General features: G+C 58.3%; 12 protein-coding genes. 3 read left to right on the forward strand and 9 right to left on the reverse strand.

The genetic code is table 11. The features are described from left to right. Positions 1–11: 11 nt before the first annotated feature. Genes fabF through lpxD form a run of 3 tightly spaced genes read left to right on the forward strand, consistent with a single transcriptional unit; the run spans position 12 to position 2,708 of the window. Positions 12–1,268 (forward strand): beta-ketoacyl-ACP synthase II, encoded by a 1,257-nt coding sequence (fabF, locus tag Q8N04_10535; GenBank protein ID MDP3091108.1) that lies wholly within the window; start codon positions 12–14, stop codon positions 1,266–1,268. Between the two features lie 28 nt (positions 1,269–1,296). Then, on the forward strand, positions 1,297–1,614 hold the full coding sequence (locus tag Q8N04_10540; protein MDP3091109.1) for an acyl carrier protein: 318 nt from the start codon (positions 1,297–1,299) through the stop codon (positions 1,612–1,614). Next, positions 1,611–2,708, forward strand: a complete 1,098-nt coding sequence (gene lpxD / locus Q8N04_10545) for a UDP-3-O-(3-hydroxymyristoyl)glucosamine N-acyltransferase (GenBank protein ID MDP3091110.1) — start codon at positions 1,611–1,613, stop codon at positions 2,706–2,708. Before Q8N04_10540 ends, lpxD begins: the two co-directional genes overlap by 4 nt. Positions 2,709–2,752: 44 nt before the next feature. On the opposite strand, the gene Q8N04_10550 is transcribed toward lpxD, so the two are convergent. From Q8N04_10550 to Q8N04_10590, 9 genes are all read right to left on the reverse strand, one after another. After that, positions 2,753–3,271, reverse strand: a complete 519-nt coding sequence (locus tag Q8N04_10550; protein ID MDP3091111.1) for a hypothetical protein — start codon at positions 3,269–3,271, stop codon at positions 2,753–2,755. 570 nt (positions 3,272–3,841) lie between these two features. Continuing rightward, positions 3,842–5,920, reverse strand: coding sequence for an HD domain-containing protein (locus Q8N04_10555; GenBank protein MDP3091112.1), 2,079 nt, complete (start codon positions 5,918–5,920; stop codon positions 3,842–3,844). Positions 5,921–5,962: 42 nt separating this feature from the next. Then, on the reverse strand, positions 5,963–6,793 hold the full coding sequence (locus Q8N04_10560; protein ID MDP3091113.1) for an AAA family ATPase: 831 nt from the start codon (positions 6,791–6,793) through the stop codon (positions 5,963–5,965). Positions 6,794–6,869: 76 nt separating this feature from the next. Continuing rightward, a complete protein-coding gene (locus Q8N04_10565; GenBank protein ID MDP3091114.1) occupies positions 6,870–7,808 on the reverse strand; it encodes a hypothetical protein in 939 nt (312 codons plus the stop codon). 54 nt (positions 7,809–7,862) lie between these two features. Continuing rightward, positions 7,863–9,242, reverse strand: a complete 1,380-nt coding sequence (locus Q8N04_10570; protein ID MDP3091115.1) for a response regulator — start codon at positions 9,240–9,242, stop codon at positions 7,863–7,865. 35 nt (positions 9,243–9,277) lie between these two features. Next, positions 9,278–9,721, reverse strand: a complete 444-nt coding sequence (locus tag Q8N04_10575) for a chemotaxis protein CheW (protein ID MDP3091116.1) — start codon at positions 9,719–9,721, stop codon at positions 9,278–9,280. Further along, positions 9,715–10,248, reverse strand: coding sequence for a chemotaxis protein CheW (locus Q8N04_10580; protein ID MDP3091117.1), 534 nt, complete (start codon positions 10,246–10,248; stop codon positions 9,715–9,717). The genes Q8N04_10575 and Q8N04_10580 overlap by 7 nt, the downstream gene beginning before the upstream one ends. Before the next feature lie 70 nt (positions 10,249–10,318). After that, positions 10,319–13,690 (reverse strand): Hpt domain-containing protein, encoded by a 3,372-nt coding sequence (locus tag Q8N04_10585; protein ID MDP3091118.1) that lies wholly within the window; start codon positions 13,688–13,690, stop codon positions 10,319–10,321. A 50-nt stretch (positions 13,691–13,740) separates the two neighbouring features. After that, the gene (locus tag Q8N04_10590) at positions 13,741–15,627 is read right to left on the reverse strand and encodes a methyl-accepting chemotaxis protein (protein MDP3091119.1); all 1,887 of its coding nucleotides are present in this window, start codon (positions 15,625–15,627) and stop codon (positions 13,741–13,743) included. Positions 15,628–15,699: the final 72 nt, after the last annotated feature.

Genomic DNA, 15,699 nt, shown 5'->3' on the forward strand with positions numbered 1-15,699 from the left:
GAGTATGACGCGTGGCTAGTCGGGTCGTAATTACAGGCCTGGGGGTGGTATCGCCGATCGGCATCGGCGTGAGCACCTTCTGGAAGTCGGCCATGGCGGGACAGTCGGGCATTTCAGCGATTACATCCTTCGACCCGTTTCCCATGGATGGCTACCGGTCGAAGGTCGCCGGACAAATCCGACACTTCTCCCCTGAACAGCACATCGGTTCCTCGCTTGGCGACCGTGTCGACCGGTACGCGCAGTTTGCCCTTGCGGCAAGCCGCGAGGCGTTGTCCGATTCAGGCATGCACATGGAGAAGGAATCCCCTCATCGAGTTGGCGTCATTGTCGGAGCCGGTATGGGCGGCATGGTGATGGGCGAACGGGAAATTACGCAACTCTATCTGCATCAGAAGCCGCACCGCGTTCATCCCAACTTTATCCCCGTCATCACGCTGAATTCCGCGTCCGGAATTGTCGCGATGGCCACCGGCGCGAAAGGGCCCAACTTTACGATTTCAACAGCCTGCTCATCCAGCGCCCATGCGCTCGGCCAGGCCTGGTACTGCATTCGAACCGGACAAGCCGATGCGGTCATCGTCGTCGGAGCCGATGCGAGCATTACCCCGCTCGTCTTCGCAGGGTTCTGTTCGCTGCGCGCGCTTTCCAGCAAATTCAACGACCAACCGGAGCGGGCCTCCCGCCCGTTCGACCGGAACCGGGACGGATTTGTGATGGGAGAAGGCGCCGGCGCGCTGATCGTGGAGTCGCTTGCCCATGCCAAGAAGCGCAAAGCCCGCGTCTATGCTGAACTCGCCGGCTATGCCGCGACGAGCGAAGCCTATCATATGGTCATCCCCCGCGAAGACGGCGAGGAAGTCGCCACCACTATGAAGCTGGCGTTGAAGGCCGCTGATGTCAGCCCGTCGGAAGTGGACTACATCAACGCCCACGCCACATCGACCAACATCGGCGATGCCGTCGAATCCAAAGCGATCAGAGCGCTGTTTAAGAATCGCGCGGACAAAATCGCCATCAGCGCGACCAAATCGCTGGTTGGCCATACCCTGGGCGCCGCCGGCGCGATCGGAGCCATCGCCACAACATTGGCCATTCATACGGGACACATCCATCCCACCGCCAATTATGACGATCCTGACCCTGACTGCCGGCTGGGCGGCCTCAGCCGCGATCCACAAGAGAAGAAGATTCGAGCCGCGCTCCTGAACGCGTTCGGCTTCGGCAGCAACAATGCTGCAGTCGTCTTGAAGCAATTTCGTGCCTAAGCGACTCCCGACCAAGAGGAATGACACCATGGCTGACCGAGTGATCGTCGAGAAGATTATCCAGGCTCTTTCAGAATATCTCAAACGAGACGCCAGCACCATCAAAGCCTCGCACCATCTTCGCGATGACCTCGGCCTGGACTCCATGGCGGTGATTGAATTGCTCTACAAGATCGAAGAAACGTTCGACCTTCAAATCCCCGACCAGGACCTGGTCGGCCTGGCCACCGTTGGCTCGGTCGCTTCCTACGTCGAAGGACGTCTGGCACCGGCGAAGCCGGTCGCCAAGAAGGCATCCAAGCCAACGGCGACGAAGTCGCCCACGAAACGAAAGGCGAAGTCATGAGCACGCCCTCCCCCTCGATCACGCTGACGCTCAATCAGGTTCATCAGCTCGTCGGAGGGGAACTCCATGGAAATGGGACGACTCCCATTACGACAGTGGACAGCCTTCCGGATGCCACAGCCGAAGCCATCGCTTTCGTGAGCAGCGACAAGGACTTGAAAATACCGGCCGGCATCAAGGCCGGCGCACTGCTCGCGCATCGTCACCTGCCGGAGTTGTCGATCCCCCACATCGTCGTGACGAATCCCAAGCTTGCCTGGGCCCGCGTGGCTCAACGATTGACTCCGCCATCTCTCCCGCGTGGCATTGCAGCGGATCTCACCAGGGGCCAGGATGTCGAGATTGGAGCGGAGGTATCTATTTGGCCGTCTGTGACTCTTGGTGATCGCGCTAAAGTCGGCGCCCGCGTGACCCTCTATCCCGGCGTCTTTCTGGGATCCGGCTCCACGATCGGAGACGATTCAATCCTCTACCCCAATGTCGTGATCCGCGAAGGGTGCTCCATCGGCGCCCGTGTCATCATTCATAGCGGAACCGTGGTGGGCTCAGATGGCTTCGGGTATGCGCAGGATCAGGGACGACACGTGAAGATTCCCCAGCTCGGCGGAGTGGCGATCGAAGACGATGTGGAAATCGGAGCCAACGTGACGATCGACCGCGCGACCACGCGGATGAGGCACACGCGCATTCAGACCGGAACGAAGGTGGATAATCTCGTTCAGATCGCCCACAACGTCACGATCGGCGCCCATTCCATCGTCGTCGCGCAGGTCGGCATTGCCGGGAGCACGACCATCGGACAGCATGTGATGATCGGGGGGCAGGCCGGATTGGCCGATCACATCACGATTGGGGATCAGGTCATGATCGCCGCCCGAGCCGGAGTCAATCGGAGCCTTGAACCCAATCAGATCGTCTCCGGAGCGCCGGTCATGCCACACGAAACCTGGATGAAAGCACAAGCCGTCATTCCCAGACTTCCGGAGCTCCGCCAGCTGGTGAGGAGCCTGGAACAGCGAGTGGCAACACTGGAAACCCAGCTTGCCCAGACGCCCCGCCCGTCAAAGAAGCCGTCGGCACGCGCCCGCAAGTAGCCTCTGTTGATTCGGACCGGTCTAATTACCTTTTCAGGATCCTGCTAGACGCGGCCCCGCCAGAAAAACAACCGCGCCCAATAGAACCCGGCCCATGGCAAGAGAATGGCGGGAACAATCGAGACCTGTCCGATTGACAGCGCCAGCCACGACCCTCCAAGCATGACCCCTGCACCGAGCATATACGCCATCGGGATCAACGAACGCCCCGGATGCTCCAAGGCAGGCGGTTCAGGAACTTTGGCCCCCTTCTTACTCTGCTTGGCCGTAGCCACGCGTATACGAGCCGCCAGGACCTCTGGAAACGATCGCAAGAGATAGGAATGGTAGAGAGACTGGGCAAACCCCAGCGCCGCACCCAATGCAATGAGCCCCGTGCTCTGAAGGAAGGTTCCCCAGGTATACTGATCGGTGGCAAACAGTTGATACCCTAGTCCTGCGACTCCACCGAGCATACTGACCAAACCGACCAACCCAGAAGGAATGAGAATGTAGGTCTTGACGTAGTCATGCGCGTGTTTCGTAACTTGCTCCGGCCGTTGTACAGTAATCAGCTTGGGCACAATCACCTCATTCGATGAGACACAGATCCGATACCATCAGCAACATTTCTAAGCCCCCGCCACGACAACTGCCCCTCCGAAGAGCCGCAGCGGCACAAGACGGGATCATCTGAGTGCAGTGCGGTATTTATCGCGACAGGCTTGTCGTTCTTCTTCTAACATTCATGATCAGCAGGATCAACGTCCCCTTTTCACGTCTGAACTGCCAAACCTCCCTGTCCGCTTAGCGGACTATGCCGATCGATCGGTTTCCCCTCTCCCGATACCACGATCCGCCCTTCATCGCGGCAGACTCCAGCCTACAGCGGCATTCAGAAGACCACCCGCGAAACAGGAGAGTCGCATGTCCACAAAATCTGTGTGTGACCTGTGGATATCCATGTGGATGATAGGCCAACCAGCATCACAGGTGCCACCGCCACCTCAGTGCCTATTGTTTAGGCATGAGTTCTTCATTGATATCAAATTGATACGCAGCGTCCGCTCGTGGCAATGCCCAACCACTAGCCATAGAGCTAGTGCGTGATATCAATACGTTGCGAGTTCGAAAAATGTGCGTGGAAAGAAATTTCAGGCAGGAAGGATTTCCTCGATAGTGGCTCGCTCAAGACGCCCCAGATTCACCCATTGCTCAGCCATGGGGACTAACGTCTTCAAGCGCAGTTCAAGAGCTTCGAGCCGAATGGGTAACGATGTCACCTTTCGGTACGCCGTGACCGTCAAGAACGACTTCAACCCTTGGAGAAACATCATGATGGTCATCGCCTGAACCAATTTCGCCTGATCATGCAAGAACTCGACATGGTCAAGAATGGGATCAAGCTGAGACGCCGTGACGAAACTGGCGGCCTGCGCCCGAAGCGATGCAAGCGCCTCCGTCATTTTCGGGACGCGCAAGTGAACGGCCTGAAGAAACTCATTATCCTGCCGGTCCAAGTCGCGAAGGATACGCTCGATCGTAGCCACATCGACCGGCTGTTCGGCCTCACCCACTTCTTCGGCCCGATGGATCACCGCTTCCAACATATCGCGGGCCGGCTGCATCGATCTCGATCGAGCCTTCTGGAGCTCACGTAACGCACTTAATAACGGGAGCGAGGACCATTCGCTGTTCGGTCCGCTGGGATGGAGGTTAGGCGTGGCCGTCTCCACACATTCGACAGCATCCATCTCCTCCGCGTGCACCACGGATGCTTCCCCGGCGCCGAATATCCGTTCATCTCCCGCTACGCTCTGGGACGGAACGGATGCCAACTGCCGGACCGCGGCAACGACGCGATTCAAGCCGTGGTGTAACTGACGCAACGACTCGGAAGCAACGGCCGTCTCTGCTCCGCCGACGTCACGAAGCGCGGGCAGCAGGTTCGTCGCCATCGATTCAATCTCATCAAGGTGCACCGTGCCCGCAGACTTCGCCAGATTCGTAATGCCGTTAAGGACAATCCCGTAAACATGCGAACGAACCGGCCCCTCTTTATCGGCACTGAGCCGTGCGAGCGCCGATTGAATTTGCGCCAGCCACTCATGCGCCTCTAGCGCAAATAAGCCCACGACTTCCTTGTCAAAGCCGGCATCATCCTGACCCGGCGTCTCCGCCACGGCCTCTTGACCAGGGACAGCTTCAGATTTTCCCCCGACCACCGCGCCAGGATGCCGCGCATGTTCCACGACGCCTTGAATGGCAGTCGCAATGGCGTCCAGGCTCTCTAGAAGCGACGTAAACTGATCAGACGCCGCCCCCGGCACGGCCACGCTCGGAACCTCAGGCGCAAAAGTAAGACGACCGACCACGGGAGCCTTGAGCGCTTCGATAATGCTCACCAGAGGAGTCAAACTAAGATTGATGTGCCGACTCTCGACGTGACCCGCCTCTCCCGATTCATCGACCTCCACGATCGGCCGTAATGGGTACTGCACATTCACTCCCACCACTATCCCGGTTTCTCCGGTCGTCAGTCGGACGGTGGTGCCGAGCGGGTACACCGACAGCTGCTCGACCAGCGCTTTGGTCATCTCCCGCGGAAACGTGGCTCGCTCTGCCACCAGCAACTCTTTGATCGCCTCATGCGGAAAAAGCCTGGGGCGATACGGCCGTTCGCTGATCATCGCGTCAAACACATCGGAGACGCCGATGATCAGCGCCATCTCGCCGATTTGGCGCCCTTTCAACCGATTCGGATACCCCAATCCGTTGGTGCGCTCATGAGCCTGGCGAATCAATTCCGCCAACCAGGTGTAGTCAGGCCCCGATCGCTTGATCGCCTCGAACCCCAGTTCTGGATGCTGTTCGATCAACGTCCGTTCGTCCGCCGTCAGTCGGCCGGCTTTCGTAACGAGCGATTGCGGGACCGCAAACAATCCGATGTCGTGCAACAGCCCGGCCAGCGCCAGACGCTCCAATTCGCGTCCGTAGTATCCCAGTCCCATCCCCACCTTCGTCGACACGACGGCCACGTTCACGAGGTTGGTCAAGAGCGGCGATCCCGACGGACTGGAGAGCGCCATGACGATCAATTCATCGCTGCGCTTCAACGATGCGACCAGCGAGGCTGCTAAAGCCTCGAGTCGATCGAGCTGAATGGTCCGTTGGCTTTGTATGGCCGAGGCAACAAGGGTCAGCTCGGCTTCTGCGTCCCTATACCATGTCATGGAAACCCGTTCTCCCCTTCTTCCCAACCCGATTTGGTCGGTTTAACGCGGATCTGCGACGTGCAAAACCAGCGTCTGATCGATGCAATCCACTTTTCCTTGCGCTCCGCTGAACAAGCAGAGATCGCAGAGCGCGTTGATCAAGCGGCAGACGCCGCCCGTGTGTCGATAAATCGCTTCCACCGCATCCACGGTAAAGAGCCTCCGCGGGCACCCTGCCGCAGCCAATCGGCCCTGAATATAGGTCTGCGTTTCTTCGACGTCAAACCGCTCCAGATGATACCGAACCGCAATCCGTTGCATCAGTTGCGGAATACGCGCCACCCGTTCTCGAAGTTCCGGCTGGCCAAGCAACACGAGCGTCAACAGAAACCGATCGTTCATCTGGTAATTCATCAAGAGCCGAACCTCGTCAAAGATCCGATCCTCAAGGATGGTCTGAGCCTCGTCGATGACGAGGACCGTATCGAGTTCCTGCCTGGCGTTCGATAGCAAATGCTCATTCAGGCGCCTCAGCTGCACCGCTTTTGATCCACCGACCGGCAATCCGAATTGATAGAGAATCTCGCCAAGAAATTGCTTTTCCGGGAGAGAAGGGTTTGCCAGCAAGGCCACATCGTATTTCGACCTCGGTAAATTGAGAATCAGCGCACGGCTCAGGAGGGTCTTCCCGCTTCCAATCTCGCCGGTCAACATCACGGCGCCCTTTCGAGCCTGAATCCCATACAAAATCCGTTGCCGCGCCTCCTCATGTTTCACCGAGGGGACATAAAAGCGCGGATCGGGAACATTCTCAAACGGCTGGGCCTGCAGCCCCCAATGCTGTTCGTACGTAAACGATTCGGGCTCAGCGATCAACACATCGGGCTCCATTCCATCTTCGCCTTGCGAAGGAACCGGTTTGGGGAAGATTCAATGGTCGGCGAAACACAGCGGTACGGGATCACCGCTACGCCGCGGGCAATAAGGCTTCGATGGCACCCCGCTCTCGTCGCCCAGCCTCTGCCCACGCGTGAATGATCGAAGCCATCGAACGCAACCGGGTCTCCACCTTCTTAAACTGAGCAGCCGGGAGCGTCACCCGCTGTTCCATCGCAATCGTGAGAAAGCTCTGCAGCCCGGTGAAGAACGTCATCGCGTCGACCGCATTCACCTGTTGAGAGACAGACCAGAGTTCAGACGCGTGATTTGCCACGGCACTCCACTCGCCGGATACCTCTTTCCATTGACCGATAGACGTTTGTGCCATCTTTCCGATGCCGTCGGCTACGAGCGGTCCAAGCCGCTGAACCGTCTCTGCATACACCTGCTCGACCTCGGCACCGCGCGCTAGCACCTCACGTAGCGACGCAGCGTCACAATGCGTCACTCCATTTCTCATCATTCCGTCAATCTGTGCCATGATTGTTGTCGTCACGTGGCATGGCATAGCCGTACCGCCGCCCAGGCGACTGATCAGATCGGAGAGCGCGGCCAGGAACTCCTGTGCCGGCACCGTGACGGGCCCCACCTCTTCTGTTGCGGACTCAGGATCAAACGCCACACCGGTCGCCCTGGTCAGCGCATCGTGAATCTGCCCCAGTTGTTTGCACAGCGCCAAAAAAGCGGAGGCCGAGAGAGGGACGGACGGATCCTCTACCGCCTCAACCAAGGGAAGGCCGGAGAAACTGGCCTGCTCGACGTCGTGCAGATTAATCGTTGCGGCGGACCCGCCAAGATTTGCCAATCCGGCCTTGATGGTGTGCGCCAATTTCAGGTGACGGTCAGCCGGAGGCCCTTGTTGCAATTCATCAAGGGCCACATGAATCTGCTGCAACCACTCCTGCGCTTCCTGGGCAAACAGCGCAATTAACTCTTTTTGAAATTCATCGTCTGTATCGACTGCCATGCCGCGTTATTCCTTCGCATGCGCACAGGTCTGGGTTCGCGAGATCGCGCTGTTTTAATCCCGCCCTTTTCCACCACCGAGCTGAGAGGCCAATCCGGCTATTTCCCCGAGCTTCCGCGCCATATCTTCAAACCGCTTCATAGATTGTTCAGCTGATTGCTCAGATTCCGACACACGCCGTGCCAACACGGCGTTCCGTTCCCGCTCGGTCGCCAAAAGCGTCTCGAACTCATGCGCCGCAGCCACCATTGCTTCCAACTCCTGAATACGACTCTCTTTGGCATGTGCAGCCTGAGTCGCCGCGGCCAATTGGGCTTCCAAGTCTCTCAACCGCTGCACCTCGCGTTCAGCCTCAGCAAGACGTCCGCTTACCTCCCCGATACGAGCCCGTTCAGCCGTCAGCGCGGCGTCCGCTTGCTTCACTTGCCGCTCGAAGTCGGCAGCGCGATGCTCTTCACGGGCCAACCGCGCTTCCAGATCTTTCGTCCGGGCCGCGGCAGCCTCTAAGACAGTCAATTGCTCGACCAGTTTTGCCGTGGCCGCTCGCTCGGTCATCAGCGTGGATTCCAACTGAGGTACCGCACTGACGGCCTGCTGAAGATCGGCGACCTGCTGCCGAAAGCCCTGAGCAGAATCCTGCTCTGACTTCAACGCTGATTCGAGAGCCGCTGTCTTCGCCTGCGCATCTGACCGCAACTCCTCACTGCTCGCAATCCGTGCCTTCAAAGACACAATCTGTTGCCGCTCTTGAACTAACTCAGCTTCTATGGCCTGCGCCCGGCTCGACTGATTGCTCGCTTCCTCAACATGGTGACGCTCGGCGGCAAGCTGGCCTTCCAGTTCCTTCGCCTGTGCCGCCAGCACCTCCAGTTCTCCTACACGTTTCTTGAGCCCCTCACCCTTCACCCTCTCGGCTTGCAACTGAGCATCAAGTTCACTGGCATGCGCGACTGCTTGTTTATAGGTCGCAAGCTGCTCATCAGTGATACGAGGACCGTTCCATACGTCCCCGGACATCACCGGCTTGGGAGCCGGCGCGGCAGGGGGAGGAGCCACTACCGGCTCCTGGCGCTTGGCAAGCAGCTCCAAAACCCGATCCTTAAGCGAAGTTCCCTGAAACGGCTTTTTGAGCACCCCGTCCGCATGACAGGACTCAGCCTGTTTCGTCACCTCGTCATTCACAATGCCTGAAATCAGCAATACCGGAGTTGTGGCCAGCGACGCATGCCCCCGCACAAACGCGCAGACTTCATATCCGCTTTTGTCCGGCATGATCACGTCCGACACAATGACGTCCGGCCGTTCCTTCGACAAATACGCGAGCGCTTCTTCCCCATTGGCAGCTAACGTGACGCCGAGTCCGGCTTCCGTCAACAAGCGCTCCGCGACTTTTCTGACCGCAATACTGTCATCTGCTACAAGAATCTTCGGCATACTGACTCCCTTCACCTCTGTTCGTAACCATCAACTTACGCTCCCCCCAATCGGGCAGCTGAAATAATGGGGACGTCTTCAAACTCATCAGTAAAACATCCCACCGTGTCGATATCGTTGTCGCGATAGACCTGAATCTTTGCGGCATCGAGGGAATGCAACACCGGCATTTCCTCATCGATGCAAATCGCCATCGCACCGTCGGCCTGCTTAGCCATCAAACAAAGACGCTGCTCTCCCTTCACCCGAACCTTCAGCATCCCTGCGAGATCAAATACAGGAAACACGGCCTGATCTCGGCGGATCACCGACGAGATGAAGGGCGTACAACTGGGAATGGGAATACTGCCAACCCAAGCAGAGATCCCGCCAATCTCTTCAGTCTTTACCGCCAGCCGGCGTCCCCCTACCGAGAAGACTAAGAGATGACACAGCTGGGAAGTGACCTGACGTTGCCGGCCAACCGCGCCCCTTAGCATGCGATGCCCTTCCCCAGTTTGTCGGATGCGTCCGACAGGCGCAGCGGCAACCGTTGACTCTGATCCTGCAACCCGCCATGTCCCTGCATGCCGCCGCTCAGCAGCCACCCCGAATGAAGCCCTACCGCCACTCCGTCCCCATATAATACGAGGCCCACATACCAGTTCCGCTCTTCACTGCGGAATTGACGCGGCAAAGGCAACACGCGCGTCCGTTCGATTTCAACCAGCCCATGAACCCGATCCACCCGGATATGGGCGCGAATCCCCGCCTGGGCCAGCAGCACCATGCGTGTCTCCGGCCCGTCGCCAGCCTGAGCAAGCCCAAGCTGATCCCCAAGATCCAGCGAGGGATACTCCTGACCTTGAACCGTGAGGGCGCTCACGGATCCACGCTCTTCCATCGTCAGCAACCCTTGCACTAACTCAGCAGACAAGGCGAATTGCTGCCTGCCTATTCCGACAATCAGAAAGCGCTCGCTCGGTACATGAGCAGCCGTCCCGATCCGATGGCCCCGCAAACTCATACCACCGCCTCATCGATCATGTGCCCTCGGTTCTGCATATCATCCTATCGTGGACCTGCACCCGATGCCCTTACTTCCGGGCCGCCGTCACCTGCCCGACCCATCGCTCGACCTCTTGAAGCAACGCGCGTTCTTCCACCGGCTTAGCGATATATGAGCTGGCCCCGATATTGAGCGCCATCTGACGGTGCTTGTCCCCCGCACGCGTGGTCATGACCACGACTGGGGTCTGCTGCGTCTGTGGCCGACTACGCAACGCCTGGATGACTTCCAATCCGTTCAACTTCGGCATCTCCAAATCTGTAAAAATCAACCGGTAGGAATGCGCCGAGGCCTTCCGCAATCCATCTTCGCCATCTACCGCGGTATCGACCTGATACCCGGCATTTTCCAACATGCGTCCGACAAATTTCCGAATGCTCAGCGAATCGTCGATCAAGAGAATTGACGCCATCGCAGGGCCTTGGCCATCCGTACTTTGGCCCGCGTCCTGATGAGTCCCCACGGTCGTTTCCGGGGCCGCCAACATCGCGGCCGACTCCCGAGACTCCCGCGCGAGCAAACGTCCCGTATCCACCACGAGCACTACATGCCCTTCAGGATCGATCGTGGCCCCGCCGAAGCAGGAACGTTCCATCGAGCGTAACGTACCCAATGATTTAATGACGATTTCCTGGCGCCCCAACAACTCATCGACCGCCAGTCCGATCGGACCAGAGACGGTGCGTACCACGACCACTGGCATGGAGATATCGACCATCCCGCTTTCCCGTCGGACCAAGTGGCGCAATGAATAGAGATCGATCGCCTCTTCGCCCATCTGCAAAATGGCCCGCTCCCCCATGTGCTGCAACGAGCCCACCGTCGGCATGGTGACCTCGCGCACGTTGGGCAATGGAATCGCATACCGCTCCGATCCCACTCGAACCATCAAAGCCGTCGCAATGAGCAGCGTCAGCGGCAAATCCAACGTAAACTTGGTGCCCACTCCGGGAAGCGACTCCACGTCGATATGACCGTTCATCCCCTCAATCACCCGCTTGACCACATCGAGACCGACGCCTCTCCCAGCCTGATCCCCCACCTTCTCCGCCGTCGAAAACCCGGGGGCAAAGATAAACTTCAAGGCTTCTGCATCCGGCATCGCCTGAATCTGTTCCGGCCGAGCCAGCCCAAGATTCGCGGCTTTCGTCCGAATCCGTTTGAGATCGAGACCCGCCCCGTCGTCTTCCACTTCGATGATGATCGAGTTGCCTCGATGAGCGGCGTGCAAGTAGACCGTGCCAACCGCTGGTTTTCCTTTCGCCACTCGAGCGCCGGCGGGTTCAATGCCGTGGTACACCGCATTGCGCACAAGATGGACCAAGGGGTCGACGAGGCGCTCCACGACCCCCGTATCCACCTCGGTATGTTCACCGGACGTCACCAGCGACACTTCTTTCCCTGAAGCACGGGCAATCTCCCGAATCGCTCGGCGGAACCGCGTAAACGGAGTCCCGATGGGAACCATGCGGGCACGCGCGATTTCATCCCGCATACCGAGGGTCAGCTGCTGCAACTGGCTCATATCATCATGGGATCGGCGGATGGATCCGCTCAGTTGCGACATCGATTCCGTAATATCAGCGGTCACCTCACTGATACGTCTCGCCAGAATATTGAAATCGTCATACTTATCGAACTCCAGACTGCCGAAATCGCTTAAACCAGCCATGCCTGGAGCGGCGGTCTCTGTGGAAGCTGCAGGAGTGGCCGGAAATGTGAACGTATGTTTCTCTTCAAACGATTGTACGGCATCGACCAGCCTGGATTTGCAGGCTAATACCTGTTGAGATAGCTGCTCTAACACCCGAAGACGCTGCTCTAACCGGCCTCGCCCAATGACCAATTCACCGACCAGATTCAGCAGTCGCTCTAGTCGGTCCCGGCTGACCCGAATCACTTCACGATCTTCTGCAGACCGTCCATCGGCGGCTTTGGGTTGGGCCGCTTCTTCATTGAGTCCGGCAGGCGCTGGCATGAGAGGAGTCGCAGCATCGTTCGAGACAACCGGCTCCATACGTGGGACACCGCCATCATGCAGAACTTTCAGCTCAGCGAGCGCGGAGGCGAATCGGTGCTGAGTTGTCGCCAGAGCCGCAGGGTCACGGCGCATCAGCACGCGAACGACATCGACGGCTCGAAGCAATAAATCTGTCTGACCGGGCTGCACAGCCAAATGCCCGTCACGCACCGCTCCCATAAAGTCTTCAATGTGATGGACCAGATCGCCGATGGATTGAAACCCTACGGTATACGCAGACCCCTTGAGGGTATGCGCAGTCCGGAACAATTGATTGATCAATTCGTCGTCCTGAACGTTCTTATCCAGCCGCAGGAGATTGGCCTCAAGCGTTTCCAAATACTCCTGGGCCTCCGGGGCAAAGTAAGACAGCACCTCGGGATCCAGTTGCGGAATCAAATACTCAGCCGATAGCACCGGGCTCGCCGCCGCTTCGCCATCGACTGTCGCCGCACCTGAAGGCGCCGCCGCTACCTGGACAACCGGAGAAGCTGATGCCGCGACCACGACAGCCTCACCATCCCGCAACTGCGTCAGGAAGTTAATCACAGCCGGCACATCATGCTGTAATTGCGGCACCTGGGTTGGATCTCGCCGCAGTGCCAGCCGAATAATGCCAACCGCACGGGTCAATCCCTCGAAGAGCGCGTCGCTCAGCTGAACCCGTCGTTCCCGAACCTTCCCCATACACTCTTCCATGGGATAGGCAATATCGCCGATGACGGTAAAGCCAACCGTATGGCCTGATCCTTTCAAAGTATGAGCCGTTCTAAAGAGTCGGTAGATCGCATCCTCGTCGTGTGGCTGAGCCTGCAAATTCCGAATCAGGCTATCAATCGTATCCAGGTATTCCAATGCCTCGGGGACGAAGTAGGACAGCACTTCCGCATCCACGTTTGGCACAAGATAATCCTGACTCAGTTGAGCGCCATCTCCGAAATCCCGTGCATCGCCATCGGCGATAGAGGCCACCTGACCTGTGGTTTCAGCGAGGAGAAACCCATCGGACACGGCCAGGCATCGATCGATCGTCACCTGATCTTCACCCCCACCTTGTCCGATCACATCGAGCTGCAGCTGGACGCCCTGCACAATTTCACGCATCGCACCAACGGCGCGAAGCCAGTCCGTTTCAGGAACCATGTGACTCTGCTCAAACAACAATTCCAGCCGCTCGCTCAACTGTGCGATCCCGGCAAAGCCATAGAGCGCCGCCGCCCCTCGGATCCGGTGAGCCACAATAAATTGCTCATGCAATTCTTGCGGACTTGGGACGGACCCATCGACTGGATGTAAGGCGCGCTTGAGCTCGGCCATGCCATCGACGGCCTCGGCCACAAAAATGGCCATCAGGTTGTCCGGATCAAATTCAGCGCTCATCCTGGTCCCTTCGTACCCGGAGGATGACGGACATCCCCCGGGTAATTTGACTACACCAGTTTGAATTGCGACACAGAGGCCGTCAGCGTTTCAGCGAGCTTCGCCATATCTTCTACGGTGACTCGCGCGGAATCCGTGGCTTTCTGCGTGGCCACCGCGCCGCCGGTAAAGTCCTTAATCGAGCGTCCCACCTTATCGGTCGAAGCGGTCTGCTCAACCGCAGAGGATGCGATGCTTTGCGCCAGCTCGGATGAACGCTGGGCGATCGTAGAAATTTCTTTGAACACATCACCCGTACGCAACGCAGAAGCCGACCCCGCTTCCACGGCCTGAGTTTCATGTTCCATCGCGACCACGGCATCCTGCGTTTCACTTTGAATCACTTTCACAAGGTCCGCAATTTCCCGCGTGGCCTGCGTGGAGCTTTCCGCGAGCTTTCTCACCTGGTCGGCGACGACGGCGAATCGGGCGCCCGCTTCTCCGGCGCCGGCGGCCTCGATGGCCGCGTTCAAGGCCAGGAGGTTGGTCTGATTGGCAATATCCCGAATCGTCGACACGATCTGTGAAATTTCCAGCGACCGGTCGCCAAGGGCTTTCACCTGTTTCGACATACGTTGCACCGCAGCGCGGATACTCTGCATGTCCTGCACGGTTTCTTGGACCGCCACGCGACCGCGCTCGGTCGCTTGCAACACTTGGCGGGCCGATTCAGAAGACGCCCCGGCGGTTTCAGCGACCTGCCGCATCGACGCCGCCAACTGTTCAACCGCGCCCAGCGTCTTGACGGATTCGTCGGCTTGATGCTTCGCCGTACCGGCCATCTGTCCGGCGTTGTCTCTCAGCGTCCCGGCTGATTTATTCACCCGTTCAGCCGCTTCACGCACTTGGCGCATCAACTGCGCGAACCGCTGAATCATGAGATTGAATCCGTCGGCCAAGTTTCCGAACATATCCGCCGTGACTTCGCCGCGCTTGGTCAGGTCTCCTTTCCCGACGTCAGACACCAACACAAGGAATTGCATCAAGCGCTTTTGCATCACGTCTCGCTCTTCCTCGGTGGACACAAGGGCCGTAATACGATCCAACATCGAGTTGAACGCTTTCGCCATGTGGCCCACCTCGTCGTCGCTCTCGAGCTTCGCGCGGGCCTGGAGGTTACCCGCAGCGGCTTGCTCGGCGACATCGGCCACGTGCACGATGTTTCGTGCAATATATCGGGCCAGGTAGTAACCGATGGTGCCTCCGAACAGGAGCGCGATAAGGCCTCCGAACAACACCAAATTCGTGCTGCGCGTCGCTTCGGCCTGTCCGCTCTCGTTCTGTTCTTTGGCCAATTCTCGAATCGTGGTCATCAACTCTCGCACACGCAGCGTGGCCGTGCTGTACTTGTTCGCGACTTCGACGGAGAGGGCCAGGTTACCCAGGTCTCGCATGCTCTGCTTCTGATCTTCGGAGAGTGACGCAGCGTAACTATCAGCAAAAGCGCTGACGGCACCGTCGGTCGACACGAAATATTCTGCCAACGCGGTCTTCAGCGCAGCGATATCCTTCGCTTCGTTTCGGCCCGTCGCCGACTCGCGGAACTCCGACCCCTGATAGGCTTGCAAGGGTTCCAATGTCTGTTTTTTGAGAACGGCCAGCGGCGCGATTGCATCGTCAAAGTCGCTCTTCCGTGACTGGCGGCCGGCGTTCAGCAGCGCGTCATGATACAGACCGAGGTTCGTACTGCTGACTCCGGTGTTCGACAGCGCGACCGTTGATCCGTCGTAAATATTCTGCAACTCAGCTTTTAGCCGGCTCAAACCGATAAGACCCACGAGACCGACCATGATCATGATGACACCGACGGCAGAGAATCCGAGAATCAACTTCGGCAGTGTTTTGAGATTATTGAACCACGTCTGAATCGTCCACGCTGACTTGCTGTGCCTCGCCATAACTTCCTCCTCCTCAACCCATAGGGTAATCGGTTCCTATCGTCGTCGCGCCGCTTCCCTGAGCGGCGGTCA

The organism is Nitrospira sp., from assembly GCA_030692565.1.
Taxonomy (GTDB): Bacteria; Nitrospirota; Nitrospiria; order Nitrospirales; family Nitrospiraceae; genus Nitrospira_D.

Coding starts and splice junctions, on each gene's coding strand:
- Q8N04_10540 (MDP3091109.1), top strand. CDS start 1,297: ATGGCTGACCGAGTGATCGTCGAGAAGATTATCCAGGCTCTTTCAGAA.
- lpxD (MDP3091110.1), top strand. CDS start 1,611: ATGAGCACGCCCTCCCCCTCGATCACGCTGACGCTCAATCAGGTTCAT.
- Q8N04_10555 (MDP3091112.1), bottom strand. CDS start 5,920: ATGACATGGTATAGGGACGCAGAAGCCGAGCTGACCCTTGTTGCCTCG.
- Q8N04_10560 (MDP3091113.1), bottom strand. CDS start 6,793: ATGGAGCCCGATGTGTTGATCGCTGAGCCCGAATCGTTTACGTACGAA.
- Q8N04_10565 (MDP3091114.1), bottom strand. CDS start 7,808: ATGGCAGTCGATACAGACGATGAATTTCAAAAAGAGTTAATTGCGCTG.
- Q8N04_10570 (MDP3091115.1), bottom strand. CDS start 9,242: ATGCCGAAGATTCTTGTAGCAGATGACAGTATTGCGGTCAGAAAAGTC.
- Q8N04_10575 (MDP3091116.1), bottom strand. CDS start 9,721: ATGCTAAGGGGCGCGGTTGGCCGGCAACGTCAGGTCACTTCCCAGCTG.
- Q8N04_10580 (MDP3091117.1), bottom strand. CDS start 10,248: ATGAGTTTGCGGGGCCATCGGATCGGGACGGCTGCTCATGTACCGAGC.
- Q8N04_10585 (MDP3091118.1), bottom strand. CDS start 13,690: ATGAGCGCTGAATTTGATCCGGACAACCTGATGGCCATTTTTGTGGCC.
- Q8N04_10590 (MDP3091119.1), bottom strand. CDS start 15,627: ATGGCGAGGCACAGCAAGTCAGCGTGGACGATTCAGACGTGGTTCAAT.